The 25,010-nt window shown below is 64.7% G+C and carries 22 protein-coding genes; 12 read left to right on the forward strand and 10 right to left on the reverse strand.

Translation table 11 applies throughout. The features are described from left to right. Positions 1-61 precede the first annotated feature (61 nt). Positions 62-751, reverse strand: a complete 690-nt coding sequence (locus tag FFS68_RS03145) for a nitroreductase (RefSeq protein ID WP_137751857.1) — start codon at positions 749-751, stop codon at positions 62-64. Beyond that, positions 748-1,968, reverse strand: a complete 1,221-nt coding sequence (gene hemA / locus FFS68_RS03150; RefSeq protein WP_137751858.1) for a 5-aminolevulinate synthase — start codon at positions 1,966-1,968, stop codon at positions 748-750. The genes FFS68_RS03145 and hemA overlap by 4 nt, the downstream gene beginning before the upstream one ends. A gap of 267 nt (positions 1,969-2,235) precedes the next feature. On the opposite strand from hemA, the gene FFS68_RS03155 reads away from it, so the two are divergent. Then, positions 2,236-2,769, forward strand: coding sequence for a hypothetical protein (locus tag FFS68_RS03155; RefSeq protein WP_137751859.1), 534 nt, complete (start codon positions 2,236-2,238; stop codon positions 2,767-2,769). A gap of 4 nt (positions 2,770-2,773) precedes the next feature. Here the strand turns inward: FFS68_RS03155 and murI are convergent, their stop codons facing one another. Together murI and FFS68_RS03165 are read right to left on the reverse strand one after the other, a co-directional pair. Continuing rightward, entirely contained in the window at positions 2,774-3,577 is an 804-nt protein-coding gene (murI, locus tag FFS68_RS03160; protein WP_137751860.1) for a glutamate racemase, read from the reverse strand. Continuing rightward, positions 3,574-3,768, reverse strand: coding sequence for a hypothetical protein (locus FFS68_RS03165; RefSeq protein ID WP_137751861.1), 195 nt, complete (start codon positions 3,766-3,768; stop codon positions 3,574-3,576). The genes murI and FFS68_RS03165 overlap by 4 nt, the downstream gene beginning before the upstream one ends. Here FFS68_RS03165 and plsY point away from each other — a divergent pair. Then, positions 3,743-4,363: a glycerol-3-phosphate 1-O-acyltransferase PlsY gene (gene plsY, locus FFS68_RS03170; RefSeq protein ID WP_137751862.1), complete on the forward strand. Its 621-nt coding sequence runs from the start codon at positions 3,743-3,745 to the stop codon at positions 4,361-4,363. The genes FFS68_RS03165 and plsY overlap by 26 nt on opposite strands. After that, entirely contained in the window at positions 4,360-5,445 is a 1,086-nt protein-coding gene (gene dprA, locus FFS68_RS03175; RefSeq protein WP_137751863.1) for a DNA-processing protein DprA, read from the forward strand. Before plsY ends, dprA begins: the two co-directional genes overlap by 4 nt. Positions 5,446-5,465: 20 nt before the next feature. Here the strand turns inward: dprA and FFS68_RS03180 are convergent, their stop codons facing one another. After that, entirely contained in the window at positions 5,466-6,446 is a 981-nt protein-coding gene (locus tag FFS68_RS03180; protein WP_137751864.1) for a 2OG-Fe(II) oxygenase, read from the reverse strand. Between the two features lie 148 nt (positions 6,447-6,594). Here FFS68_RS03180 and FFS68_RS03185 point away from each other — a divergent pair, with 148 nt between their 5' ends. The 3 genes from FFS68_RS03185 to FFS68_RS03195 all read left to right on the forward strand — a co-directional run bounded on the left by FFS68_RS03185 (position 6,595) and on the right by FFS68_RS03195 (position 12,156). Then, positions 6,595-8,226, forward strand: a complete 1,632-nt coding sequence (locus FFS68_RS03185; protein WP_249339998.1) for a vWA domain-containing protein — start codon at positions 6,595-6,597, stop codon at positions 8,224-8,226. 83 nt (positions 8,227-8,309) lie between these two features. After that, positions 8,310-10,895 carry a type I DNA topoisomerase gene (topA, locus tag FFS68_RS03190; protein WP_137751865.1) on the forward strand — a complete coding sequence of 862 codons (2,586 nt, stop codon included), beginning with the start codon at positions 8,310-8,312 and terminating at the stop codon, positions 10,893-10,895. 136 nt (positions 10,896-11,031) lie between these two features. Continuing rightward, complete coding sequence (locus FFS68_RS03195; RefSeq protein WP_171003729.1) at positions 11,032-12,156, forward strand: lipase family protein; 1,125 nt, start codon at positions 11,032-11,034, stop codon at positions 12,154-12,156. Between the two features lies 1 nt (position 12,157). On the opposite strand, the gene FFS68_RS03200 is transcribed toward FFS68_RS03195, so the two are convergent. The 4 genes from FFS68_RS03200 to lepB form a co-directional block, all read right to left on the reverse strand. Beyond that, positions 12,158-12,616: a hypothetical protein gene (locus tag FFS68_RS03200; RefSeq protein ID WP_137751867.1), complete on the reverse strand. Its 459-nt coding sequence runs from the start codon at positions 12,614-12,616 to the stop codon at positions 12,158-12,160. A 161-nt stretch (positions 12,617-12,777) separates the two neighbouring features. Next, entirely contained in the window at positions 12,778-13,671 is an 894-nt protein-coding gene (gene era / locus FFS68_RS03205) for a GTPase Era (protein ID WP_137751868.1), read from the reverse strand. Next, positions 13,668-14,348 carry a ribonuclease III gene (rnc, locus tag FFS68_RS03210; RefSeq protein WP_137751869.1) on the reverse strand — a complete coding sequence of 227 codons (681 nt, stop codon included), beginning with the start codon at positions 14,346-14,348 and terminating at the stop codon, positions 13,668-13,670. The genes era and rnc overlap by 4 nt, the downstream gene beginning before the upstream one ends. Next, positions 14,345-15,163: a signal peptidase I gene (gene lepB / locus FFS68_RS03215; RefSeq protein ID WP_137751969.1), complete on the reverse strand. Its 819-nt coding sequence runs from the start codon at positions 15,161-15,163 to the stop codon at positions 14,345-14,347. Before lepB ends, rnc begins: the two co-directional genes overlap by 4 nt. A 278-nt stretch (positions 15,164-15,441) precedes the next feature. On the opposite strand from lepB, the gene pgi reads away from it, so the two are divergent. Next, the gene (pgi, locus tag FFS68_RS03220) at positions 15,442-16,947 is read left to right on the forward strand and encodes a glucose-6-phosphate isomerase (protein WP_137751970.1); all 1,506 of its coding nucleotides are present in this window, start codon (positions 15,442-15,444) and stop codon (positions 16,945-16,947) included. 109 nt (positions 16,948-17,056) lie between these two features. After that, on the forward strand, positions 17,057-18,403 hold the full coding sequence (gene gor, locus FFS68_RS03225) for a glutathione-disulfide reductase (RefSeq protein ID WP_137751870.1): 1,347 nt from the start codon (positions 17,057-17,059) through the stop codon (positions 18,401-18,403). Between the two features lie 127 nt (positions 18,404-18,530). Here the strand turns inward: gor and FFS68_RS03230 are convergent, their stop codons facing one another. Beyond that, entirely contained in the window at positions 18,531-19,940 is a 1,410-nt protein-coding gene (locus tag FFS68_RS03230) for a helix-turn-helix transcriptional regulator (protein WP_137751871.1), read from the reverse strand. A 263-nt stretch (positions 19,941-20,203) separates the two neighbouring features. Between FFS68_RS03230 and FFS68_RS03235 the strand changes: the two genes are divergently transcribed. The 4 genes from FFS68_RS03235 (at position 20,204) to scpA (ending at position 24,912) form a co-directional block, all read left to right on the forward strand. Next, positions 20,204-21,736, forward strand: coding sequence for an acyl-CoA carboxylase subunit beta (locus tag FFS68_RS03235; RefSeq protein ID WP_137751872.1), 1,533 nt, complete (start codon positions 20,204-20,206; stop codon positions 21,734-21,736). An 11-nt stretch (positions 21,737-21,747) separates the two neighbouring features. Beyond that, positions 21,748-22,062 (forward strand): hypothetical protein, encoded by a 315-nt coding sequence (locus FFS68_RS03240; RefSeq protein ID WP_137751873.1) that lies wholly within the window; start codon positions 21,748-21,750, stop codon positions 22,060-22,062. A 73-nt stretch (positions 22,063-22,135) separates the two neighbouring features. Continuing rightward, a complete protein-coding gene (mce, locus tag FFS68_RS03245) occupies positions 22,136-22,573 on the forward strand; it encodes a methylmalonyl-CoA epimerase (protein ID WP_137751874.1) in 438 nt (145 codons plus the stop codon). Positions 22,574-22,764: 191 nt separating this feature from the next. Beyond that, the gene (gene scpA / locus FFS68_RS03250; RefSeq protein WP_137751875.1) at positions 22,765-24,912 is read left to right on the forward strand and encodes a methylmalonyl-CoA mutase; all 2,148 of its coding nucleotides are present in this window, start codon (positions 22,765-22,767) and stop codon (positions 24,910-24,912) included. Positions 24,913-25,010: the final 98 nt, after the last annotated feature.

Below are 25,010 nucleotides of genomic sequence, written 5' to 3' on the forward strand. Positions count from 1 at the left end.
GGCTCATTCTATCGGATGCCCCAATCATGTCGAAGGTGGACGACCGCGTCGGCGACCGCCGTCAGTCGTCGAACCCAACGAAGCGCGCCGCGGTTTCGACGCTCTTGCGGTTCGATACCACCGCATTGGCGGGAAAGCCCTCGTCGGGCCAGCCGAGCGCGACGCAAATCATGATCACCTGATCGTCGGGGATTTTGGCGTGTTCGCGCACCACCGGGCTTTGCATGATGCCCTGGCTGTTGATGACGCAGCCCAGCCCGCGCGACCAGGCGGCATTGACCAGCGCGTTGGTCACCGCGCCGCAATCAAACGGCGCGATGTCGCTGCCGAGCAGCACGCGATCATAGGTGACGACGATGCTGACCGGCGCGTCGAACTGGCGAAAACCGCGCAGCACCCAATCCTGCCGCCCGTCCTTGTCGTCGCGGTCGATGCCCATCGCGCCGAACAACTGCTTGGCGACCTCGATCTGGCGGCCGCGATGTTCGTCGGGGATTGTGGTGAAACGGCGAAACTCGCGGCTGTCGGGCGTGCCCGCCAAAATGCCCTCGGTGTTGCCGCGGCGGATCGCATCGAGCGGCTCGCCGGTGACGACCGAGAAATTCCAGCATTGGTTGTTGAACGACGAGGGCGCGCGCATCGCGACCTCGATGATCTCGGCGATCAAGTCCTTGGGGACAGGTTTGTCGAGGAAGCCGCGGATCGAGCGGCGCCCCAGCACGACATCGTCAAAACCCACTGCCTCGCTCACGCGGCTTTCTGAAGCCCCAGCTCCAGCCGGCCCCAGATTTCAACAAGCGCGCTCGTCAACTCGCGCATCATCGCTTCGTCATGCGCCGGGCCGGGGGTGAAGCGGAGGCGTTCGGTGCCGCGCGGCACGGTCGGGAAATTGATCGGCTGGACGTAAACGCCATATTCGGCGAGCAGGATGTCGCTGATCTTTTTCGCGCGCACCGGGTCGCCGACCATCAGCGGCACGATGTGGGTGGTCGAATCCATCACCGGCAGGCCGGCGTCGCGGAAGCATTGCTTCAGATAGCCCGCATTAGCCTGCTGCGCCTCGCGCTCCACGCTCGAGCTTTTCAGATGGCGGACGCTGGCGAGCACCCCGGCGACGAGCACCGGCGACAGGCTGGTGGTAAAGATGAAGCCCGGCGCATAGCTACGGATGACGTCGATGATATTCTTGTCGGCGGCGATATAACCGCCCATCACGCCGAACGCCTTGCCCAGCGTACCCTCGATAATCGTCACGCGGTCGGCGGCTTCGTCGCGGTCGGTGATACCGCCGCCGCGCGGGCCGTACATGCCGACGGCATGGACTTCGTCGCAATAGGTCAGCGCGTTGTACTTGTCGGCCAGATCGCAGATCGCGTGGATCGGGGCGACGTCGCCGTCCATCGAATAGACGCTTTCAAAGGCGATCAGCTTGGCGGCTTCGGGATCGTCCTGCGCCATCAATTCTTCGAGGTGCGCCAGATCATTGTGGCGCCACACCCGCTTTTCGCAGCCCGAGTTGCGGATGCCCGCGATCATCGAGGCATGGTTGAGCTCGTCCGAATAGATGATGCAGTTGGGCAGCAATTTGCCGAGCGTGCCAAGCGTCGCCTCGTTCGAGATATAGCCCGATGTGAACAGCAGCGCGCCGTCCTTGCCGTGCAGGTCAGCGAGTTCATGCTCAAGGTCGATGTGATAATGGGTGTTGCCGCCGATGTTGCGTGTGCCGCCCGAACCGGCGCCGACGTCGTGCAGCGCCGCTTCCATCGCTTCGACGACCTTGGGGTGCTGGCCCATCGCCAGATAGTCGTTCGAGCACCAGACGGTGATCGGCTTCGGCCCGTTATGACCGGCAAAGCAGCGCGCGTTGGGGAAGGAGCCGCGGTTGCGCAGGATGTCGATGAAGACGCGGTAGCGCCCCTCTTCGTGCAGCCGGTCGATCGCGCGAGCGAAGATATCGTTATAGTTCAATTTCCAGCCCCGCAGTCAGGTGCCAAATCCAGGCATGTTTGCCGCTCCTTCAGGGCGGCACTTAACAGGCGGGCCAATAACGGTGAATCGGGCTGAAATCCAGTGCGAACGATTCGCAAACTATTCCATCGATCTGTGTGATCGATGCGTTGCCACACCCCTTATTGTCGCGTACCGGTCCGCCGACCTGCATTGCAACGACATCGAAATTGCGGTTGAGATCGTTTTTGACCATGCCGTCACGGCGCGGTTCGCAGGAGCCATCCTATGCGTTTGGTCACAATTGTCTCTCTGTCGATCGCCGCGATGGGGCTGAGCGTGTCCGCCTCCAAGCCGGCGCCCGCGCCGTTCGAGGGAACGTGGCTGCGGTGCGATACCAATGCCGGTTACCGCGTTTGTGGCTATGCCCAGACGACCCAGCGCGGGAAGCGCGTTTGCGGCGTCGAGGGTTATGTGGCGACAAACAGCTTCTACCACACCCGGTTCGTTGGGACCGCCGAAGGAACGTCGGCGCGGATCGATAAAATCTGTGGACGGCCCGGATCGGAAACCGACACCCATTGTGCCGATCAGGCGCCGCGCGACCTCGATCCGGGCGAAAAGGTCGGCTGGGGGACGTCGCGCAACAAATTCCATGTTTGCAAGGACCGGATTCACAGCAGACCCGGCGATCAGGTTTTCGATTGTGCGACGGCGGTCCGCGATGCCGGGATGCCCAAAGTTCGTCGGCTACCCAAAAGCGACGGCCCGGACGAAATCGAGCGCGCCTGGCTGGCGTCCTGCACCGCCGGACGCGAATAGGGCGTCAGATCGTCTCGATCCGGTCGATGCCATAGGGGGCCAGCGTTGCGAGCGGTGGTGGCGGGCGGTCGGCGCTGCGGGTGAACACCGCGAGGCCGGGGGTAACGGCGGCGGGCCATGGCTGGCCCTGTGTCAGATCGGCGATCCGCCGCGCGATGCCCCCGGCACCGTCGATCAATGTGACGCCCGGACCCGCTGCGGCCTGCAATTCGTCGGCCAGCAACGGGAAATGGGTGCAGGCGAGGACGATGACGTCGATCGCATCGCCGCCCGGTTGGTCGCGGAGACCCGCAATCGCGCGGGCGATCACCGCGGGATCGACCGGCTCGCCGCGCAGTTTGGCCTCGGCCCCGGTGACCAGGCCCGGACTGCCGTGGCGCAGCACGGTCTTGCCGCCCGCAAAGCGCGCGCTGAGGTCGTCGACATAGGGCTGGCGCACCGTCGCTTCGGTGCCGAGCACCCCGATGACGCCGGTTTTGGTGAGTTTTGCGGCGGGCTTGATCGCGGGGACGGTGCCGACGATCGGCAGGTCGAGCGCGGCGCGAACATGCGTCAGCGCGATCGTCGACGCGGTGTTACACGCGATCACCGCCAGCCGAGGCTGGTAACGTTCGACGAGGCGGCCGAGCAGCGCCGGGACGCGCGCCGCCAGTTCTGCCTCGCTTTTCTGGCCATAGGGCAGCCCGGCATAGTCCGCGGCATAGACTATTCGCGCGGTCGGCAACAGCGCGCGCGTCGGGCCAAGGACGGTCAGGCCGCCGAGGCCGGAGTCGAAGAACAGGATGGGGGCGTCGGGGGCGGGGGTCATGCGCGGCGATTAGCAGGCGCGGCGATCGCTCTCAATTGCTTACGGTCGCCCCCCAGCCGTCGCGAGGCGACGATGATGAGTCCATTCTGGCGATCAACAGCATCGAATCCGTTGCTTGCGCCCGCCAACTTCGCCACTATCGCCGCGAACGGAGCAAGGATCGCCATGACGACTTTATCGCTGATCGCCATGGGCTATCTGCTCGGCTCGATCCCCTTCGGCGTCATCCTGACCCGCCTGTTCGGCGCCGGCGACCTGCGCCAGATCGGGTCGGGCAATATTGGCGCGACCAACGTCCTGCGCACCGGGCGCAAGGGGCTGGCGGCGGCGACGCTGATCCTCGACGGCGCCAAGGGCGCGGTGGCGGTGGTGCTGGCGCGGTACTTCATGCCCGAACTGGGTGAACAGGGCGCGATGATCGCGGGCGCCGCGGCGATGATCGGCCATTGCTATCCGGTGTGGCTGAAGTTTCGCGGCGGCAAGGGGGTCGCAACCTTGCTCGGCCTCGCGCTCGCGCTGGCCTGGCCGATCGGGCTGGTCTTTGCCGCGGTGTGGATCGGCGCGGTGCTGTTGCTGCGCATTTCGTCGCTCGGCGGGATGCTGGGCGCGGTCGCGGCGCCGGTAGCGGCGCTGGCGCTCGGTTATCCAATCTATGCCATCGGCCTCGCGGGGCTCGCGGTCATCGTGCTGTGGCGGCATCGCGAGAATATTGCGCGGCTACGCGCCGGGACCGAGCCGCGGATCGGTGCCAAAAAGGACGGCTCGAAAGAGGTTGGCGGGGCATGACTCCAGCCGAACGGCTGGCGCGGCTGCGGCTGATCCGCACCCCGCATGTCGGCCCGGTCAGCTGGCACCAGCTGATGCAGCGGTTCGGATCGGGCGAGGCGGCGCTCGACGCGCTGCCCGACCTGGTGCTGCGCGGCGGGGCGGGGAAGGCGCGGATCGCCTCCACCGAAGTTGCCGAGCGTGAGTTTGCGCGCGCCGCCGAATTGGGGGCGCGACATATTTTCAGCGACGAGCCCGATTATTCGCCGCTGCTGCGCGAGGTCGAGGGCGCGCCCCCGGTGATCGTCGTGCGCGGCGATACCGCCATGCTGCGGCGGCCGTGTGTCGCGATCGTCGGCGCGCGCAATGCCTCGGCGATTGCGTGCCGTTTCGCGCGCCAGCTTGCCGCCGACCTGGTGGCGCGCGACGTCACGGTGGTCAGCGGGCTGGCGCGCGGGGTCGATACCGCGGCGCATATCGGCGCGCTCGGCGGATCGACCGTCGGGGTGATTGCCAGCGGCATCGACATCGCTTTTCCGCCCGAAAATGCCGCGTTGCAGGAAAAGATCGCCGCCGATCAGCTGCTGATCGCCGAACAGCCGCCGGGCAGCGAGCCGCTGGCGCGCCATTTTCCTTCGCGCAACCGGATCATCGCCGGGCTGGCGCATGGCACGGTGGTGATCGAGGCAGCGCCGCGGTCGGGGTCGCTGATCACGGCGCGCCGCGCGGGCGATTATGGGCGCGAGGTGATGGCGGTGCCAGGCTCGCCGCTCGACCCGCGCGCGCAGGGCTGCAATTTGCTGATCCGCGAGGGGGCGACGCTGATCCAGACCGTCGATGACGTGATCGAGGCAGTCGGATCAATCGACGCGCGCATGGTCCGCGAACCCGCGCGGCGCTACACCGCGGTACCGGCGTGCGGCGATGCCGGCGATGGCGAGCGCCGGACGGTGATCGACCTGCTCGGCCCGACCCCGGTAGCGGTCGATGAACTGGTGCGCCAGTCGGGGCAGGCGGCGGCGACGGTGCAGCTCGTGCTGCTCGAACTGGAACTTGCCGGGCGCATCGAACGCCATGCCGGAGCGCGGGTCAGCCGTGTCTAGGGTCAGGACCCTAAGCCCGATCAGGGCACGAATTTCCCTTCGTGGATCCAGCGGGAGGCTATGAACTTGGTGCCGCTGGCGATCGGTTGGCCGGCATGTTCGGACATCGGATCGACGGCGCCATCGGGCAGCGTGTTGCGGAACAGGAGCAGATCGCCCTTGCGCCCTTTGACCTTCAGGCCGGTCTTGACGAACGCGGTTTCGCCGCCCTTGTAATCATGGTTGAGGTAGATGAGCGCAGTAAGGCTGCGCTGGTTTTCCAGCATCGGGTTGTAGTCATAATGGGCGCGATACTGCTGGCCCGGGCGATAGCGCAGCAACTGCATCGCCTCGCCGCGATCGGCATCGCTGTCCGCCACCGCAGCGATGCGGCGGTTGATCGCATGGATCACCGGATCCTCGATCAGCCAGTGGATGGTGAACTCGTCGCTGTCGCGAATCGGGTCGCGCCGCGTGCCGCCGCGACCATCGCGGATTTCGGCGGCGCGATAGCCGCGGCCACCCACATCGAGCAGATAGGCGCATTCGGCCGCGGTGCAGAAGCCCGGGAAGCGCACGACATCGGGCGCCGTCGATAGCCGCTCGCCGTCACGCAGCTTTTCCGGGTTGCCGCCGGTTGTCAGCGCCATTCGCCCCAGCAGATCGATCTGGGCCTTGCGTCGCGGATCGATTGCGATTTCGCTCGCAAGCCGGGTCAGCGCGGTCGGCCAGTCGCGCGGTCCGGCGATGCCGCTGGCCATCAAATTGGTCGTCAGAACGCGCGCGGCGCGATGGCCGGCTTGCGCGGCCAGCGCAAACTGCTCGCGCGCCGCCACTGGATCGACTGCGATCAGCCCGCCGCCCCACAACATGCGACCCAGCGCAAACAGGCCGTCGGGATCGCGCTGCGCCGCAAGCTGGCGGATCAGCAGCACGGCTTCGTCGCTGCGTCCGGCGCCCGCCAGTGCCTCCGCGCGGGCCAGGATCGGATGCGGTTGTTGGGGGCTATGCTGCGATGCCATGCGCCGCTCCTTAGCGCAGCACCATCGGCGATGACAATGTGATTGCCGCCATAGTCGGCTGGGCGCAATTCACACATGGTTCACCGCAGCGGTCGCAGGTCATGTCCGGGTCCGCATCAACCTTTGTAGCGAAAGTCGGGGAACCTCCATGAAAAGCAAGTTTCTGACATCGGCCACATTGTTTGCGCTCCTGGTGACTGGTGCCGATCCGGTGCCGGTTGCGGCGATACAGACGCGAGAAGGGCTGGGGCAAGGCTTCTGCCGCACCGCCGATCCGCTGCCGCGTCTCGATCCAGAAGCCCAGCAGCCGCGGCAACAAGCGAATGGCGTCACCAAGACCAAGCGCGGCGGCGCGCGCGACCGCGATGCGTCGCTGGCATCGGAACCCGCGCCACCGCCTCCTCCACCACCTCCTGCGCCGCCGCCGCCCCTGGCGTCGGTAGCACCGGGCTATGGCGATGTGGACGACGCGGCCGACGTTATCGTGTCGGGGTCGCGTAGCTCCCTCCCAGCATATGTTTCACCGAGCCCGGCGACCACGATCAGCGCCGACGACGCGGGCGAGGCACGATCGGTGGCGCCGCCGGTCACGAAGTCTTCGGCCGACGCGCGCATCGCGCCACCATACCCGCCGCGCCCTTATCCGCGCCCGCAGCCGCAGTCGGGCGTCCTGACCGCCGGCGAGCATGACGATTTGCTCAATCCCGAGCTGTACGCCGCCTATGTCAACCGCAGCGGCGATCTGGGGCAGGAGGTCCGCAGTCTGCCGCGCGTCGACACGACGCGGGTCGTGACGGTGAAGGTCAACGACCGCAGCGGCCAGCCGATCCCTTTTGCCGACGTCGTCGTGACGTGCAGCGACGGCAACAGCATCACCATGGCAACGCAAGCTGATGGCAGCGCGGTTTTCTTCCCGGGCCTCGACCGGCTGAGCGAGCGGATCACCGTAAGCGCGCGGAAGGCGGGGCGCACGATTGCCGACGCGCGCCCGGTGCTGGTTGCCAATGCGGCGGGCGGCCAGCTCGTTGGCCTCACCGCAAATCAGGCGGCCACGAAAGTGACCAAGCTCGACCTGATGCTGGTTGTCGATACAACGGGCAGCATGGGCGACGAGATCAGCTTCCTGCGATCCGAGCTGCGGTCGATCATTTCGTCGATCACCGCCAAGCATCGCGATCTCGACATCCGCATCGGCTTTGTTTTCTACCGCGATCTCGGCGACGATTATGTAACCCGCACGGTTGCGTTCGACCGCGACGTTGGGCGGGTGCAGGGTGCGCTGGCGCGGCAGGACGCCAATGGCGGCGGCGATTATCCCGAGGCGATGGATCAGGCGCTCATCCGTGCGGTCGGGCAGGAGTGGCGCCCCGATGCGGTCAAGTCGCTGCTGCTTGTCGCCGACGCGCCGCCGCATGATCAGCTGTTCGGGCGGACCTGGCACGCCGCCGAAGCGGCCCGCGCCAAACGCATCCACATCACCCCGGTTGCCGCGTCAGGGGTCGCCGACAAGGCCGAATATGCGATGCGCGCGATGGCGGCGGCGACCCAGTCGCGCTATTTGTTCCTGACCGACGACAGCGGGGTTGGCAACCCGCACGCCCCGCCGGCGATCGATTGCTATCTGGTGACAAAGCTCGACGCGCTGGTGCGCCGCGTCATCGACACCCAGATCAGCGGCCGCCGGATCGAGCCCGAGGATCAGGAGATCATCCGCAGCGTCGGTAAATATGATGCGGGCAAATGCATCCTGCCGGCCGATTTCAAATGGCAGAACGGGTGAGGAAAAATCCGGCTTGACGGCAACAAGCGATCCCCGCCACCCTCGCGCGTACATGTGAGAGCCGGTGACGGGGATAGTTTTTAATGCAGTTGGTAATTGTTGAATCGCCCGCCAAGGCCAAGACGATCGAAAAATATCTGGGGCGCGATTTCAAGGTGCTGGCCAGCTATGGCCATGTCCGCGACCTGCCGCCTAAGGACGGATCGGTCGATCCCGACGACGGCTTTGCGATGCAGTGGCTGCTGTATCCCGACAAGGCCAAGCGGATGAAGGAAATCCAGGACGCGGCCAAGGGCGCCGACCGCCTGATCCTCGCGACTGACCCTGACCGCGAAGGTGAGGCGATCAGCTGGCATGTTCAGGAATTGCTGCGCAGCAAAAAGGCGCTGCCCGCCGCGGTCGACCGCGTCACCTTCAACGCGATCACCAAGGACGCGGTGCTGACCGCGATGGCGCAGCCGCGCGCGCTCGACGACGATTTGATCGACGCCTATCGCGCCCGCCGCGCGCTCGACTATCTGGTCGGCTTCACCCTGTCGCCGGTGCTGTGGCGCAAGCTGCCCGGCGCCAAATCGGCGGGGCGTGTCCAGTCGGTGACGCTGCGCATGATCGTCGAACGCGAGCGCGAGATCGAGGCCTTTGTTGCGCAGCAATATTGGTCGGTCACCGGGCTGTTCGAAATGTCGGGGACGCCGTTCAAGGCGCGGCTGGCGCGCTGGCGCGGCGACAAGATCGAGCGGCTGACGATCACCAACGAAGCCGACGCGCGCGCCGCCGAGGCCGATGTGAAGGCGGGGCATTTCACCGTCGATCTGGTCGAAACCAAGCCGCTGACGCGCAACCCGCCGCCGCCGTTCACGACCTCGACCTTGCAACAGGAAGCGGCGCGCAAGCTGGGCTTTTCGGCCAGCCACACGATGCGGATCGCGCAGGGTCTGTATGAGGACGGCGCGATCACCTATATGCGAACCGACGGCGTCCAGATGGACGGCAGCGCGATCAGCGCGGCGCGCAAGGCAATCGCGACGCGCTACGACGGCGGCTATGTCCCCGATCAGCCGCGGCAATATCAGACCAAGGCAAAGAATGCACAGGAAGCGCATGAGGCGATCCGTCCGACCGATTTCAGCAAGGACAAGACCGGCGGCGGCGACCATGCGCGGCTGTACGAGCTGATCTGGAAGCGCGCGATGGCGAGCCAGATGGCGTCGGCGCGGCTGGAACGCACCAGTATCGACCTGACCGACGGCACCGGGAAGACGATGCTGCGCGCGACGGGGCAGGTGATCAAATTCCCGGGCTTCCTCGCGCTCTATGACGAAGGTCGCGACGACGCTGTAAACGGCTCTGGCAAAAATGCCGACGCCGGGGACGACGATGACGCACGGCTGCTGCCCGCGATGGCCAAGGGCGATGCGCCCGCCAAGACCGGCGTCGAAACCGAAAGCCACGAGACCCAGCCGCCGCCGCGCTATTCGGAAGCAAGCCTGGTCAAGAAGATGGAAGAGCTCGGCATCGGGCGCCCATCGACCTATGCCGCGATCCTGCAAGTGCTCAAGGACCGCGCCTATGTGACGGTCGAAAAGAACCGCTTCATGCCCGAGGAAAGCGGGCGCTTGCTCACCGCCTTCCTCGAACGTTTCTTTGAACGCTATGTCCAATATGATTTCACCGCGGGGCTGGAGGAAGAGCTCGACGATGTGTCGGGCGGCCGCGCCCAGTGGCAGGCGGTGCTCGAACGCTTCTGGCGCGATTTCAAACCGCGCACCGGCGAGGTGATGGAGCAGAAGCCATCGGAGATTACCGCCGCGCTCGACGAATTTCTCGGCCCCTATCTTTTCCCCGACAAGGGCGACGGCAGCGACCCGCGCCTCTGCCCCAATTGCGGCACCGGCAAGCTGGCGCTGCGCGGCGGCAAGTTCGGGCCGTTCATCGCGTGCAGCAACTATCCCGACTGCAAATTCACCCGTAAATTCGCGCAACCGGGCGGCAGTGACGGTGCCGACACCGGCCCCGAGACGATGGGCAATGATCCCGACAGCGGGCTGGAGGTCACCAAGCGCAGCGGGCGTTTCGGCCCCTATATCCAGCTTGGCGACGGCAAGGACGCGAAACGCTCGTCGATCCCCAAGGACATTCCGGGCGAGGATTTCGATCTTGATTATGCACTGCGGCTGCTCAGCCTGCCGCGCGAAGTCGGGACGCACCCCGAAAGCGGCAATGTCATCATGGCGGGGCTGGGGCGTTACGGCCCCTATCTGCTCCACGACGGCAAATATGCGAAGCTGACCGGCACCGCCGAAATCTTTGACATCGGCATGAACGCCGCGGTCGTCCGCATCGCTGAAGCTGCGGCGGGCGGCGGGCGGGGGCGGACCAAGGCCGAACCGCTCAACACCTTTGGTCCGCATCCGACCAGCGGCGGCGAGATGAAGTTGATGGAGGGGCGCTTTGGCCCCTATGTCACCGACGGCACGACCAATGCCACGCTGCCCAAGTCGATGGAGCCCGCCGCCTTGACGCTGGAGGAAGCAATCGCGCTGATCGATGCGCGCGCCGCGAAGGGCCCGGCAAAGGGCAAGAAGAAGGCGGCGCCGAAGAAGGCGGCGGCGAAGAAGCCGGCGGCGAAGAAGAAAGCCCCGGCGAAGAAGGCCGCGGCGACGGAATAAAGCCCCCACCTATCGTCATCCCGGCGAAAGCCGGGATCTCGCCGTTGGTGTCCGACGCTACGGTGAGATCCCGGCCTTCGCCGGGATGACGCACTGGTTTGAATATGTTAGCATTGCGCATCCGGGGAGACCGTCCATGCGCCACATGCTTACCGCCGCTCTGCTCACCATCCTGTCGATCTTCGCGCTGCCCGCCGCGGCGCAGCAGGCGGGGCGCCTGATCTCGGCCGAACCGATCGTCGATACGCCCGCCGGGGTGCAGGCATGGCGCGTCCAATATTGGACGACCAATCAATATGGCCAGCCGTTCCAGGTCACCGGCATCGTCGCCGCGCCGCGCGAGCCGATCCCGCCGCGCCCCCGCCGCGTCATCGCCTGGACCCACGGCGCATGGGGCGTCGCCGAAAAATGCGCCCCGTCGCTCAGCCCGAATTTCTTTTCCGCGACCGCCGGGATCGATGCGGTCAACCGTGGTTATGTCGTCGTCGCGCCCGATTATATCGGTCTTGGCAGCCCGACGATGCACCCATTCCTCGTCGGTCCCGACACCGCGCATTCCGTGCTCGACGGGGTGCGCGCGGCGCGAGAGATTTCGGGTGCCGCGGCGGGCAACGACTTTGCCGTGTGGGGCGAGTCGCAGGGCGGCCACGCCGCGCTGTGGACCGCGACCGCCGCGGGTTCCTACGCCCCCGACCTGACGCTGATTGCCACTGCCGCCGCCGCGCCGCCGACCGATCTCGCTGCCAATCTGCGCGAGGGCAGCGACAAAAATGCGCGCGCGTTGTTGCTCTCCTTCACTCTGCACAGCTGGTCGACGCTGTACGGTTTCTCGATGGATGGCGTTGCCAACCGCACCAATCAGGGGATCATCACGCGACTGGCGCAGAATAATTGCGTCAGCCTCGACAAGAAACCCAAGCTCGGCACGATCCTCGGCATCCTGACCATCGTCCGCGCGACGAAGAACAAGGACATCGCGAAGATCGAACCCTTTGGCAGCTTCGCGCGCGCCAACAGCGTCGATGCCGCGCGCGTACCGGGACCGCTGCTGATCGCACAGAGCCGCAACGACACGATCGTCGCGCCGTCGGTCACGCGCAAATTCGCCAAGTCGGTGTGTCGGCGCGGGACGGGCATCCGCTGGATCGATATGACCGGCGACCATGGCAATAGCGCGCGCGAGAGCGCTCAGGAAACGATCGGCTGGATCACCTCCCGCTTCGACGGTAACTCGCCGCCGAATGATTGTCGGCGGATTTAGGCTATTTCGGTAAAGGCAATGACGGATCTTTTGCGTTCCACCAATATTTTGTGATTGGAGGAGGGCGACTTTGAAAACGCCCTGCCTGTCGCGCTTCGTCAACGATCATGTCGAGAAATTTGCTGTCCTCTACTGATAGGAAGTCGTGGACGCGCCACCCTGCGTTGCGGGTTCCAGTTTCTTCGACGGGAACTAGAAACATGCGTGCAAACGCAACGCCCGCGGGCGGGAGGCGTCGGGCGCCGCAGCCCATGCTCGGACGCACGAGCAGCATCTCATATTCGCGGTCGGAACGACTGATCACATATTCCCGCTGGTCCGGGTTTCCAATGAAGACTTCGTCAGCCCGAATAACCTCTGGTTGCTTACCCTTCGCATCGACTGAGCGAACGATTTCACCGCTGATCAATACACCTTTTGAGGCAACCTCACTGACCATTTCGTCGATCGGAGGCGGCATGAGTGAGCAAGCCTGCGCAGGTGATGGGGCCACTGTCACAATGAGCAATAAGCACGTAAGCCATCTCAACATAGAGTCACTCCATCCGCCGCGAGTGCCGTCGTCGTACTAGGCGTGTCGTGCGGCAGATATGACATCGATCACTTGGTGGCCCGTTAGTCTCAATCCACCCAATCCAGCCCCATGTCACGATAGACGCTGCGGTCTTCGTCCCAGTTTGCCTTGACCTTCACATGCAGGAACAGATGGACCGGGCGCCCCAGCAATTCGGCAAGCTCGGCGCGCGCCTTGCTGCCGATTTCTTTGATCCGCTCGCCCTTGTGGCCCAGGATGATCGCGCGCTGGTTGTCGCGCGCGACCAGGATCTGCTGGTGGATTTCCGCGCTGCCGTCGGGGCGGGTGGTGAATTTCTCGGTCTCGACGGTCGATTGATATGGCAGCTCCTCGTGGAGCTGGCGGTAAAGCTGTTCGCGGGTGATTTCGGCGGCGAGCATGCGTTCGGGGGCGTCGCTGACCTCGTCCTCGGGGAAATGCCACGGTCCTTCGGGCATCAGTTTTGCCAGATGCGCCTTCAGTTCGGGAACCCCGTCACCGGTGCTCGCCGAGACGAAGAAGGTTTCGTCGAAATTGACGCGCTCGTTGAGCGTCGTTGCGGTCGTCAGCAATTTGTCCTTGCGGGTCAGATCGACCTTGTTGAGGACGAGGAACTTCTTTTCCGGCCGCCCCTCGATCCCCTGCAGCACGCGTTCGGCGCGCTCGCCGAGCTTGGCCGCGGCGTCGATCATCACCAGGATAGCTTCGGCCTGATCGAGGCTGTTCCACGCCGCGGCGACCATCGCGCGGTCGAGGCGGCGGGTGGGGGCAAAGATGCCCGGCGTGTCGATCAGCACGATCTGGGTTTCGCCGTCCATCGCAACCCCCATCAACCGGGTGCGCGTGGTCTGCGCTTTGGGGCTGACGATCGCGACCTTCTGGCCGACGAGCGCGTTGACGATCGTCGATTTGCCCGCGTTGGGCGCGCCGACGACGGCGACAAATCCGCAGCGGTGGGTCATATTTTCATTCCTTCGAGTTCGGCAAGCAACGCCGCTGCGGCGGCCTTTTCGGCCGCCTGTTTGCTGGTCCCTTCGGCCTCGGCGCGCGCGAGCTTGCCGACGCTGACGGCGACACGAAAGCGCGGCGCGTGGTCCGGGCCTTCGCGCGCGACGATTTCATATTCGGGCGGGCGGCGTTTGCGGGCAAGTGCCCATTCCTGCAGCGCCGCCTTGGGGTGCTTGGGTGCGGTTGCCTGGCCGTCGACCATGTCGCCCCAATGGGCAAGGATGAAGGCGCGCGCCGCGTCGATACCAAGATCCAGATAAACGGCGCCGATCAGTGCCTCGATCGCGTCGGCGGCGATATTGTCGCTGTAGCGCCCGCCGTCATTGCGGGCCTGCGCGCCAAAGCGAACAAGATCGGTCAGGTTCAGCCGCTGCGCGATGGCGGCGCAGGTCGCGCCCGACGCCAGAACGTGCAGCCGCGACGACATCTCGCCCTCGCTGGCGTTCGGGAAACGGGTGTAGAGTTCGGAGGCGATCACCAGCCCGAGAACGCGGTCGCCCAGAAACTCGAGCCGCTGATAATCGGCGCGCCCGGTGCTGCCATGGGTCAGCGCCAGATCATAGAGCGTCAGGTCGCCCGGGGTGCAGCCGATGATCTCGGCGAGCGCCCCGGTGTCGAGGGTATCGCTCAAAAACCGTCCCCGATGCGGCTCCAGCGCGCGGCGGTGAGCCAGCTGATCGGATTGAGCCAGCTGGCCGACCCGTCGGTCGAGAACATGCCGACCAGCGCGTGACCGACCAGATTTTCCTCGGGGACCAGGCCGATGCCCTGATTTTCCATCGCCGGGAAGCGGCTGTCGGCGCTGCGGTCACGGTTGTCGCCCATCAGGAACAGGTGGCCCGCGGGAACGATGGTCAGCGGGGTGTTATCCTCGGTGATGTCTTTGATATCGAGGATGTTGTAGCTTTTGCCGTTCGGCAGCGTCTCGCGGAACTGCTTGTAACGGCACTGGCGCTGGCCAGCAGCGTCGACTTCCTCGAACTCCATCGAAAAGCAGGGCAGGGTGCCGGTGGCGCGCGATGCTTCGACCATGTTCGGGGTCACCGGAATGACGAAATCGGCGATCGCCTCGCGCTTGAGCGGCGTACCGTTCAGCCAGACGATGCCGTCCTTTACCTGCACGCTGTCGCCGGGCAGGCCGATGACGCGCTTGATATAATCATTGTCGGCAACCGGCGGCGCCTTGAACACGACGACGTCACCGCGTTCCGGCGTGCGTGCGAAAATGCGCCCGGGAATCAGCGGCGCGCTGAACGGCAGGCTGTATTTCGAATAGCCATAGGCCATTTTGTTGACGAGCAGATAGTCGCCGATCAGCAGCCGCGGCTGCATCGATTCCGATGGAATGTTGAACGGCGACAGGAAAAAACTGCGGAAAATCAGCACCGCAATCGCCAGCAGCGCGAGGAAGCGGACGGTATCGACCGCCTCTTCCTTGGCGGACACCGGCGCGGGGGTGGGAGCGGGCGGCGCGGGCTGGCTTGCGGGCGCGTTATCGGCAGTAAAGCTGGCTTCGGTCATGCCGCGGCCTTGGCGATGAATAGGTTGCCACGTCAAGCAAATATCGGCGGATGGCGCTGGTGTCGGGAGGGTGGGATGCTTAGAGAAGGGCTGACATCTCATCCCCGTTCGTATCGAGCGAAGTCGAGATACCCATCGGTGGCCCATGACCTCTCGGTGTCTCGACTTCGCTCGACACGAACGGAAAACTGGAAAGACGCATGATGACCACCGCCGACCAAGCCTGGCAGGCACTCGCCGACTGGCAGCCACAGAAACTGACCGGTCTGGTAGGCGCCGATCCTGATGCCCGGCTGCAGGCGCTGGTGCGCAGCGTCGCCGACATCCGCTTTGATTTCGCCAAGACGCATCTGGATGACGCCGCGATCGCAATCCTGTCGGGCCTTGCCGCCGCGCAGGATTTCGACGGACGGCGCAAGACGCTGTTTTCCGGCGGCATTGCCAACCCGACCGAAAACCGCGCCGCCGAACATAGCGCCGAGCGCGGCGACGGTGCCCCTGAATCGGTTCACCGGGCGCAGGCCATGCACCAGCGGACGCGGATGATGATCGACGCGATCGAAGTGGGCGCGTTCGGCGAGATCCGCCACTTGCTCCACATCGGCATCGGCGGGTCGGCGCTGGGCCCCGACCTGCTCGTCGATGCGCTGGGACGCCACAGCGACCGTTATGACGTCGCGGTGGTGTCGAACGTCGATGGTGCGGCGCTCGACGAAGCCTTCGCCAAATTCAGCCCCGAACATACGCTGGTCGCGGTCGCGTCCAAGACCTTCACCACCACCGAAACCCTGCTCAACGCCAATTCGGCGCTGCAATGGCTCGACGAGGCGGGGGTGGATGATCCGCTCGGCCGCTTTATCGCGCTGACCGCGATGCCCGACCGCGCGATCGAATGGGGCATCGACGAGACGCGCATCCTGCCGTTCAACGAGAGTGTCGGCGGGCGTTATTCGCTGTGGTCGTCGATCGGCTTTCCCGCCGCGCTCGCACTCGGCTGGGATGCGTTCGAGGATCTGCTCGAGGGCGCTGCCGAGATGGACCGCCATTTCCGGCTGACCGACGGCACCGACAATATCTGCCTGCTCGCCGCCTTCGTCGATCAGCTCTATGCCAACCGGCTGGGGTGCCAGACGCGCGCGGTGTTCGCCTATGACGAGCGGCTGCGGTTGCTGCCAAGCTATTTGCAACAGCTGGAGATGGAATCGAACGGCAAATCGGTGACCTTCGACGGCAAACCGCTGGCGCAGAACAGCGCGCCGATCACCTGGGGCGGCGTCGGCACCGACGCGCAGCATGCGGTGTTCCAGCTGCTCCATCAGGGCACCAATCTGGTCCCGGTCGAATTTGTCGTCGCGCGCGAGCCCGATCATCTGCTCGACGAGGCGCATCACGAAACGCTCGTCGCCAACTGCATCGCACAAGGCGCGGCGCTGATGACCGGGCGCGCCAGCGCCGACGGTGCGCGCAATTACCCGGGCGACCGCCCATCGACGACGATCCTGCTCGATCAGGTCACCCCGCACGCGCTGGGCGCGCTGATCGCCTTTTACGAACATCGCGTGTTCGCCAATGCGGTGTTGCTGGGGATCAATCCGTTCGACCAGTTCGGGGTCGAGCTGGGCAAGGATATGGCGAAGGGGCTGGCCGAGGGGACGGTCGAATTCGACCCCGCCACGCAGGCGTTGAGGGCCGCAGCGCTGGGCGAATGAGACCGCGCCACTGTCTGTGATGGCAAAAATCGATTGGCATCGGGCTGCTGCGTAACCACATATGCGCCGGCTGCGAATGTCAGCCAATCCAAATTCAGGGGTCTCCTTCATGAGCAATTTCGACTTTGACCTGTTTGTCATCGGCGCCGGGTCGGGCGGGGTCCGCGCCTCGCGCGTCGCCGCCTCGCATGGCGCGCGCGTCGCGGTGGCGGAGGAGCATCGGGTCGGCGGCACCTGTGTCATCCGCGGCTGCGTGCCCAAAAAGCTGCTCGTTTATGGCGCCCATTTTGCCGAGGATCTGAAGGACGCCCGCCATTTCGGGTGGGACGTTCCCGACTGCAAGTTCGACTGGGATCGGCTGCGCGACAATGTGCTGGCCGAGGTGACGCGGCTCGAGGGGCTCTATGGCCAGACGCTCGACAACCACAAGGTTACCTTGTTCAAGACGCGCGCGACGATCGTCGGGCCGCAAAAGATACGGCTGGCCGACGGGCAGGAAATCAGCGCCGAACGCATATTGATCGCGACCGGCGGCTGGCCGTTCGTCCCCGAATTTCCGGGCAGCGAACATGCGATCACCTCGAACGAGGTGTTCCATCTCGACAAGCTGCCGAAGCGCGTCGTAATCGCGGGTGGCGGTTACATTGCCAACGAGTTTGCCGGCATCTTCAACGAATTCGGCAGCAAAGTGACGATCGTCAACCGCGGCGACACGATCCTGCGCGGCTATGACGAGCAGATCCGCGACCGCCTGCTGCAAATTTCGATGACCAAGGGCATCGAATTCCGCTTCAACGCGCCGTTCCAGTCGATCGAGAAAAAAGCGGACGGGTCGCTGACCGTAAATCTGGGCAACACCGACCCGATCGACGCCGACATCGTGCTCGTCGCCGCCGGGCGCGTGCCGAACACGAAGGGACTGGGGCTGGAAGACGTCGGCGTCGAGCTCGACAAAGAAGGCGCGATCAAGGTTGACGAGACCAACCAGTCGTCGATCCCCAGCATCTATGCCGTCGGCGACGTCACCAACCGCATCCAGCTGACCCCGGTGGCGATCCGCGAGGGGCAGGCTTTTGCCGACAGCGTGTTCGGCGGCAAGCCGACGGTCGTCGATTACGCCAATGTCCCGAGCGCAGTGTTCAGTCACCCGCCGATCGGCGCGGTCGGGATGACCGAGGCCGAGGCGCGCAACAAGCTGGGCACGGTGCGCGTGTACACGAGCGATTTTCGCGCGATGAAGAATGTCCTCGCGGGCCGCAACGAGCGCGCGTTGTACAAGATGGTGGTCAATGAGGCGACCGACCAGGTGGTCGGGCTGCACATGATCGGTCCCGATGCGCCCGAGATTCTACAGGCAGCCGCGGTTGCGGTGAAAGCCGGGCTGACCAAGGCCGATTTCGACGCGACGGTGGCGCTGCATCCGAGCATGGCGGAAGAGTTGGTGTTGTTGAAATAGCGTATCGCAGAATCAACAATTCCGTTCGTGTCGAGCGAAGTCGAGACACCCCTCAACCTTGCTCGACCCAGATGGGTGTCTCGACTTCGCTCGACACGAACGGGCTTGGGTCCGCTTTTTGTTTCGGCTAGCCAATCCGATACGGCACCACATCGCGCCGATCCGGATCGACCAAGATCGGTCGATCGCTCGGCGGAAAGGCGCGCTGGTCGCAATCGTCGCGCGGGCAGATGCGGCACGACAGGCCGATGCGCGTCGCCGCTTGCGGCGCGGTGACATCGACCCCGTCGGCATAGACGAAATCGCCAGCATATTGCGCCTCGCACCCCAGCGCCACGGCATAGCGGCGCGGGCTGCGCGCGTAACTGCCCGACGGTTTCACCAACCCCTTCGCCATCGAAACATAGCGCAGCCCATCGGGCGTCTCGGCGAGCTGGAACAGGATGCGGTCGGGGATCGCGGCGGCCTCGTGAACGATCCACAGCGGGCAAGCGCCGCCGAAGCGGGCGAACTGGAGCCGCGTCGCGCTGTGCCGCTTGGTGATATTGCCCGCCATATCGACGCGGCAGAAAAACATCGGGATGCCGCGCGCCCCGGGGCGCTGGAGGGTCGAGAGGCGGTGGCACGCCTGTTCAAAGCTGACCCCATAGTCCAGCCGCAGCCGGTCGATGTCGTGGCGCACCGCGCGCGCGCTGGCGCGGAAGGGGGCGTAGGGCATCAGCACCGCGCCCGCGGCATAGTTGGCGAGGCCGACGTGGAGCAATTGCCGCGCCGCCGCGGTGCGCAGCGGCGACGCTTCGACGACCGCCGCGATCTCGCGTGCCAGCGCCAGCGCCGCCAGCTGGTGCGCGAGTTGAAAACGGCGGCTTTCGGCGGGCTGCGACGGGTCGATCACCAGATGCCGCATCGTTGCGTCGAAATCGCGCAGCGTCTGGGTCTGTTGATAGACGATCGAGATGCCCAGCGCGTCGCGCAGCCGCCGCTCGATCGTTTCGACCGCGGGCGAGGGGTCTTTGCCGCGCAGCTGCCCGGCCAGCGCTTCCGCCGCCCGGTCGATGCTGTCGACATAATTGCCCGCATCGTGAAACCAGTCGCGCACCTCTTCCCACGGCAGGCGACTGCCCTCGGCGGTGCCACCGGTCAGCGCCTCGTCGATGATCTGCAGCCGCTGTCCGGCGCGGCGATAGGCAGCGTGGAGCGCGACGAACTGGTCGGCGAGTTGCGGCTGCTGCAGCGCCGCGCGCTCCAGCTGTTCGGGGGGCAGCGGCGCGGCGGCGAACAGCGGATCGGCGGCGGCTTCCCGGAGCGCTCCGGCGCGCCGATCGCCCGCGTCGGCGGCGACTTCCTCCCATTCGAGCGGGAACAGGCGCTGCAGGCGTTCGAGCAGCGCCGGGGTCAGCGGGCGGTCGTCATGCTCGATCTGGCTGAGATAGGAGGGCGAGATGCCGAGCTTTGTCGCGAAGTCCGACTGGCGGAGGCTGCGGGCTTCCCGAAGTTGGCGAAGTTGCCGCCCAGCGTAGAGTCGGTTGAAGGTCATGGCGCTCCTCTTCCTCTCCCCTTGCGGGAGAGGATATGGAGGCTTGGCGGCTTTGCCGCCTAGCCGGAATTGGAGAGGGGACGGGGCGTCGGCCCCCTCTCAGGACTTGCTAGCCGGCAAGCCGCCAAGCCAAGTCTTTCCCTCCCGCAAGGGGAGAGAGGTTTGTACTTTGCAAACTTGCACTTTGCAACTTTGCAAATTCGCATTTGCCTGCGCGGTTCTATGCGGGCAAATGACGCTTTGAAGTGCGTTGGGAGAGCCGAATGTCCGCCAATATCGCCGAAATGGAACGCCGCCGCGCCGCTGCCGCTCTGGGCGGCGGGCAGAAGCGCATCGATGCGCAGCACGCCAAGGGCAAGCTGACCGCGCGCGAACGGCTCGACGTCCTGCTCGACGAAGGCTCGTTCGAAGAGCTCGACACCTATGTCGAGCATAATTGCACCGATTTTGGCATGGCGGACCAGATCATCCCCGGCGACGGCATCGTCACCGGATCGGGGACGATCAACGGCCGCCTCGTCTATGTCTTCAGCCAGGATTTCACCGTTTTCGGCGGGTCGCTGTCCGAGCGCCATGCGCAGAAGATGATGAAGGTCATGGACAATGCCATGAAGGTCGGCGCGCCGATCATCGGGATCAACGACAGCGGCGGCGCGCGCATTCAGGAGGGCGTCGCGTCGCTCGGCGGCTATGCCGAGGTGTTCCAGCGCAACGTGCTGGCCTCTGGGGTGGTGCCGCAGATCAGCCTGATCATGGGGCCGTGCGCCGGCGGCGCGGTTTACAGCCCCGCGATGACCGACTTCATCTTCATGGTGAAGGACAGCAGTTACATGTTCGTCACCGGCCCCGATGTGGTCAAGACGGTGACCAACGAGGTGGTGACGCAGGAAGAACTGGGCGGCGCGATCACCCACACGACCAAAAGCTCGGTCGCCGACATCGCGTTCGAAAATGATATCGAGGCGCTGCTGGCGACGCGCGATTTCTTTGATTATTTGCCTGAAAACAACCGCAGCGGGGTGCCGGTGCGCCCGACGAGCGATCCATTCGATCGCGCCGAACCCAGCCTCGACACGCTGATCCCGCCCAATGCGAACCAACCCTATGACATGCACGAGCTGATCCGAAAAACGGTCGACGAGGGCGATTTCTTCGAGGTGCAGCCGGCGCATGCGGGCAACATCATTTGCGGTTTCGGGCGGATCGAGGGGCGGACGATCGGCATCGTCGCGAACCAGCCTTTGGTCCTCGCGGGCGTGCTCGACATCAATTCGTCGAAAAAGGCGGCGCGCTTCGTGCGTTTCTGCGACGCGTTCGAAATCCCGATCATCACCTTCGTCGACGTCCCCGGCTTCCTGCCCGGCACCGCGCAGGAGTTCAACGGCATCATCAAGCATGGCGCGAAGCTGCTGTTCGCTTATGCCGAGGCGACGGTGCCCAAGATCACGGTAATCACGCGCAAGGCCTATGGCGGCGCCTATGACGTGATGGCATCAAAGCATCTGCGCGGCGATTTGAACTATGCCTGGCCGACCGCCGAGATCGCGGTGATGGGCGCGAAGGGCGCGGTCGAGATCATCTTCCGCAGCGACATCGGCGACCCCGAAAAGATCGCGCAGCGGACGAAGGAATATGAGGACCGGTTTGCGAACCCGTTTGTGGCGGCGTCGCGGGGGTATATCGACGAGGTTATCCACCCGCACAATACGCGGAAACGGATCGCATTGGGGCTCAGGAAGCTGCGGAACAAGCAGTTGGAGAACCCTTGGAAGAAGCACGACAATATTCCGTTGTAGGGGGAAGTTTGATGATTAATTTGGGAATGATCGTCGGCGCGTTCATCGCGACGTTCGTTCTGGGCCTGCTGTTTAATTGGGCCATCTACAAAAGGCTCAAAATATCGGCCCAAACAGCAGTAGTTCTATCTTCTCTTACCGCGATCGTCGCGGCGATCGTATTGTACGGTTTCGGGAATGCCGATGGTGGGCCATGGAACCCCGGTGATGGGGTTGTAAGCTACGTGATCGGCGGCTTGCTTTCCGGCGCCGTCCGCTTCTTCACGGCGGGCCGCGGCACCACAGCGGGCCGCGGCACCACAGCGGATGCCGACACTTTTAAGTAGCGGAAACTCACAAGATGGACGTCGGTGATGGATGTCGGATCAAGTCCGGCATGACGAAGTTAGAGAGTTTGAAATGAAACTAGGCCGCCTCAACCATATCGGCGTCGCGACGCCATCGATCGCCGACAGCATCGTCTTTTACCGCGATGTGATGGGGGCGACACAGATTCACGCGCCGTTCGACCTGCCAGAGCAAGGGGTGAAGGTCTGTTTCGTCGATACGCCGACTGACAGCGGGCTGAACGGCACACAAATCGAGCTGATCGAACCATTGCCGGGCAATGCATCGATCGCCGCTTTCCTGCAGAAGAACCCCGCGGGCGGGCAGCATCATCTGTGCTACGAAGTGCCCGACATCCACGCCGCCAAGGCCGCGTTTGAGGCGCTGGGCAAGCGGGTGCTGGGCGAGCCGCGGATCGGGGCGCATGGGACGTTGATTTTCTTCCTGCATCCCAAGGATATGGGCGGGGTGCTGACCGAGATTATGGAGACGCCGAAGGGGGCGCATTAATTGCTCCTCCCCCCTTGCGGGGGAGGAAAGTGGAGGTTGGGGACTTGTCCCCTACCGGAACTTGGAGAGGGGTTGGTTGGCGAGCCTGCGGCTCGCGACCCCTCTCCCAGCTACGACTAGGCGGCAAAGCCGCCAAGTCTTCGCATCCCTCTCCCGCAAGGGGAGAGGGGGTTTGGGACTAGAGACTGCATATGACCAACAAACCGACCCTGGACCAATGGGCTGAAGCCGCCGCCAAAGAGGTGAAGGGCAAAGACCTCACCTGGCACACGCCGGAGGGGATTGCCGTCAAGCCGCTCTACACCGCGGAGGACGTGCGAGAAGACCCCGGCCTCCCCGGTTTCGCGCCCTTCACCCGCGGCGTGCGCGCCTCGATGTATGCGGGACGGCCATGGACGATCCGGCAGTACGCTGGCTTTTCGACCGCCGAGGAATCGAACGCTTTCTATCGCCGCAACCTAGCTGCGGGGCAGAAAGGCCTCAGTGTCGCCTTCGATCTTGCCACCCACCGCGGCTATGACAGCGACCACCCGCGCGTCACCGGCGACGTCGGCAAGGCGGGGGTCGCGATCGACAGCGTCGAGGATATGAAGATCCTGTTCGACGGCATCCCGCTTGATCAGATGTCGGTCAGCATGACGATGAACGGCGCAGTGATCCCGATCCTGGCGTTCTTCATCGTCGCGGGGGAGGAGCAGGGGGTCGATCGCAAGCTGCTCGACGGGACGATCCAGAACGACATTCTGAAGGAGTTCATGGTCCGCAACACGTACATCTATCCGCCCGAACCGAGCATGCGGATCATCAGCGACATCTTTGGCTACACATCGCGCGAGATGCCCAAGTTCAACAGCATCTCGATCTCCGGCTATCATATGCAGGAAGCCGGCGCGACGCAGGTGCAGGAGCTAGCTTTCACCATCGCCGACGGCATGGAATATGTGAAATATGGTGTCGCGTCGGGGCTGGACATCGACAAGTTCGCCGGGCGGCTGAGCTTCTTTTTCGCGATCGGCATGAATTTCTTCATGGAAATCGCCAAGCTGCGCGCAGCGCGGGTGTTGTGGCACCGCGCGATGACCACGTTAGGAGCGCAGGACGAACGGTCGAAGATGCTGCGCACGCATTGTCAGACGTCGGGCGTGTCGCTGACCGAGCAGGATCCCTACAACAATGTGATGCGCACGACGATCGAGGCGATGGCGGCGATGCTGGGCGGCACCCAGTCGCTGCACACCAACGCGCTCGACGAAGCGATCGCACTGCCGACCGATTTTTCGGCCCGCATCGCGCGCAACACCCAGATCGTGATCCAGGAAGAGACAGGGATGACCAAGGTCGTCGATCCGCTCGGCGGCAGCTATTATGTCGAGGCGCTGACGCAGGAGCTGGTCGATAAGGCGCAGGAGATCATCGACCGCGTCCAGTCCGAAGGCGGCATGGCGAAGGCGGTCGCGGCAGGCTGGCCCAAGGCGATGATCGAGACCGCGGCGGCGGCGCGGCAGGCGCGGGTCGATCGCGGCGACGATGTGATCGTCGGAGTGAACAAATATCGCCTGAAGGACGAAGACCTGCTCGAAACGCTCGAGGTCGACAACGCCAAGGTGCGCGATGGTCAGATCGCGCGGATCAAGAAGACAAAGGCGAACCGCGACGAGGCGGCGTGTCAGGCGGCGCTGACGGCGCTGCGCGATGGCGCGGCCAAGCCGTCGAGCATCGAGAACAACCTGCTGGCGCTCGCAGTCGAAGCGGCGCGCGCGCGCGCGACGCTGGGCGAGATTTCGTCGGCGATGGAGGAAAGTTTCGACCGTTACGGCACCCAGCCGACCCCGGTGAAGGGCGTTTATGCCGCGCCTTACGAGGGCGACGCGCGCTGGGCGCAGGTGCTTGACGGGGTCGAGGCGGTGACGCGGCGGCTCGGTCGCAGGCCCAAGCTGCTCATCGCCAAAATGGGGCAGGACGGCCACGACCGCGGCGCCAATGTCATCGCGTCGGCGTTCGGCGACATGGGGTTCGACATCGTGTCGGGACCGCTGTTCCAGACCCCCGACGAGACGGTGGTGCTGGCGCTCGACAGCGGCGTCGATGTCGTCGGCGCGTCGAGCCTGGCGGCGGGGCACAAGACACTTATCCCCGAACTTATCCACAGGCTGCGCGAAGCCGGGCGCACCGACATCAAGGTGATCGCGGGCGGGGTGATCCCGCCGCAGGATTATGATTTCCTGCGCGATGCCGGGGTGCAGGGGATTTATGGGCCGGGGTCGAATGTCGTCGAATGCGCCGCCGATGTGCTGCGCTTGCTGGGGCATAATATGCCGCCGATTGGAGAAGCTGCGTGACTGAAGAACTGACCAAATCCCCCTCCCGCTTGCGGGAGGGGCTAGGGGAGGGCATGTCTGCGTCGCTCTCCACTAAACAGGCCCTCCCCCGACCCCTC

This window comes from Sphingopyxis sp. L1A2A (assembly GCF_005502465.1).
Classification (GTDB): Bacteria; Pseudomonadota; Alphaproteobacteria; order Sphingomonadales; family Sphingomonadaceae; genus Sphingopyxis.

Coding starts and splice junctions, on each gene's coding strand:
- dprA (WP_137751863.1), top strand. CDS start 4,360: ATGACTCCAGCCGAACGGCTGGCGCGGCTGCGGCTGATCCGCACCCCG.
- FFS68_RS03230 (WP_137751871.1), bottom strand. CDS start 19,940: ATGACCTTCAACCGACTCTACGCTGGGCGGCAACTTCGCCAACTTCGG.
- murI (WP_137751860.1), bottom strand. CDS start 3,577: ATGACCCCCGCCCCCGACGCCCCCATCCTGTTCTTCGACTCCGGCCTC.
- FFS68_RS03165 (WP_137751861.1), bottom strand. CDS start 3,768: ATGGCGATCAGCGATAAAGTCGTCATGGCGATCCTTGCTCCGTTCGCG.
- topA (WP_137751865.1), top strand. CDS start 8,310: ATGCAGTTGGTAATTGTTGAATCGCCCGCCAAGGCCAAGACGATCGAA.
- scpA (WP_137751875.1), top strand. CDS start 22,765: ATGACCAACAAACCGACCCTGGACCAATGGGCTGAAGCCGCCGCCAAA.
- FFS68_RS03200 (WP_137751867.1), bottom strand. CDS start 12,616: ATGCCGCCTCCGATCGACGAAATGGTCAGTGAGGTTGCCTCAAAAGGT.
- era (WP_137751868.1), bottom strand. CDS start 13,671: ATGACCCACCGCTGCGGATTTGTCGCCGTCGTCGGCGCGCCCAACGCG.
- gor (WP_137751870.1), top strand. CDS start 17,057: ATGAGCAATTTCGACTTTGACCTGTTTGTCATCGGCGCCGGGTCGGGC.
- pgi (WP_137751970.1), top strand. CDS start 15,442: ATGACCACCGCCGACCAAGCCTGGCAGGCACTCGCCGACTGGCAGCCA.
- FFS68_RS03180 (WP_137751864.1), bottom strand. CDS start 6,446: ATGGCATCGCAGCATAGCCCCCAACAACCGCATCCGATCCTGGCCCGC.
- mce (WP_137751874.1), top strand. CDS start 22,136: ATGAAACTAGGCCGCCTCAACCATATCGGCGTCGCGACGCCATCGATC.
- plsY (WP_137751862.1), top strand. CDS start 3,743: ATGACGACTTTATCGCTGATCGCCATGGGCTATCTGCTCGGCTCGATC.
- FFS68_RS03240 (WP_137751873.1), top strand. CDS start 21,748: ATGATTAATTTGGGAATGATCGTCGGCGCGTTCATCGCGACGTTCGTT.
- FFS68_RS03195 (WP_171003729.1), top strand. CDS start 11,032: ATGCGCCACATGCTTACCGCCGCTCTGCTCACCATCCTGTCGATCTTC.
- FFS68_RS03155 (WP_137751859.1), top strand. CDS start 2,236: ATGCGTTTGGTCACAATTGTCTCTCTGTCGATCGCCGCGATGGGGCTG.
- FFS68_RS03185 (WP_249339998.1), top strand. CDS start 6,595: ATGAAAAGCAAGTTTCTGACATCGGCCACATTGTTTGCGCTCCTGGTG.
- FFS68_RS03235 (WP_137751872.1), top strand. CDS start 20,204: ATGTCCGCCAATATCGCCGAAATGGAACGCCGCCGCGCCGCTGCCGCT.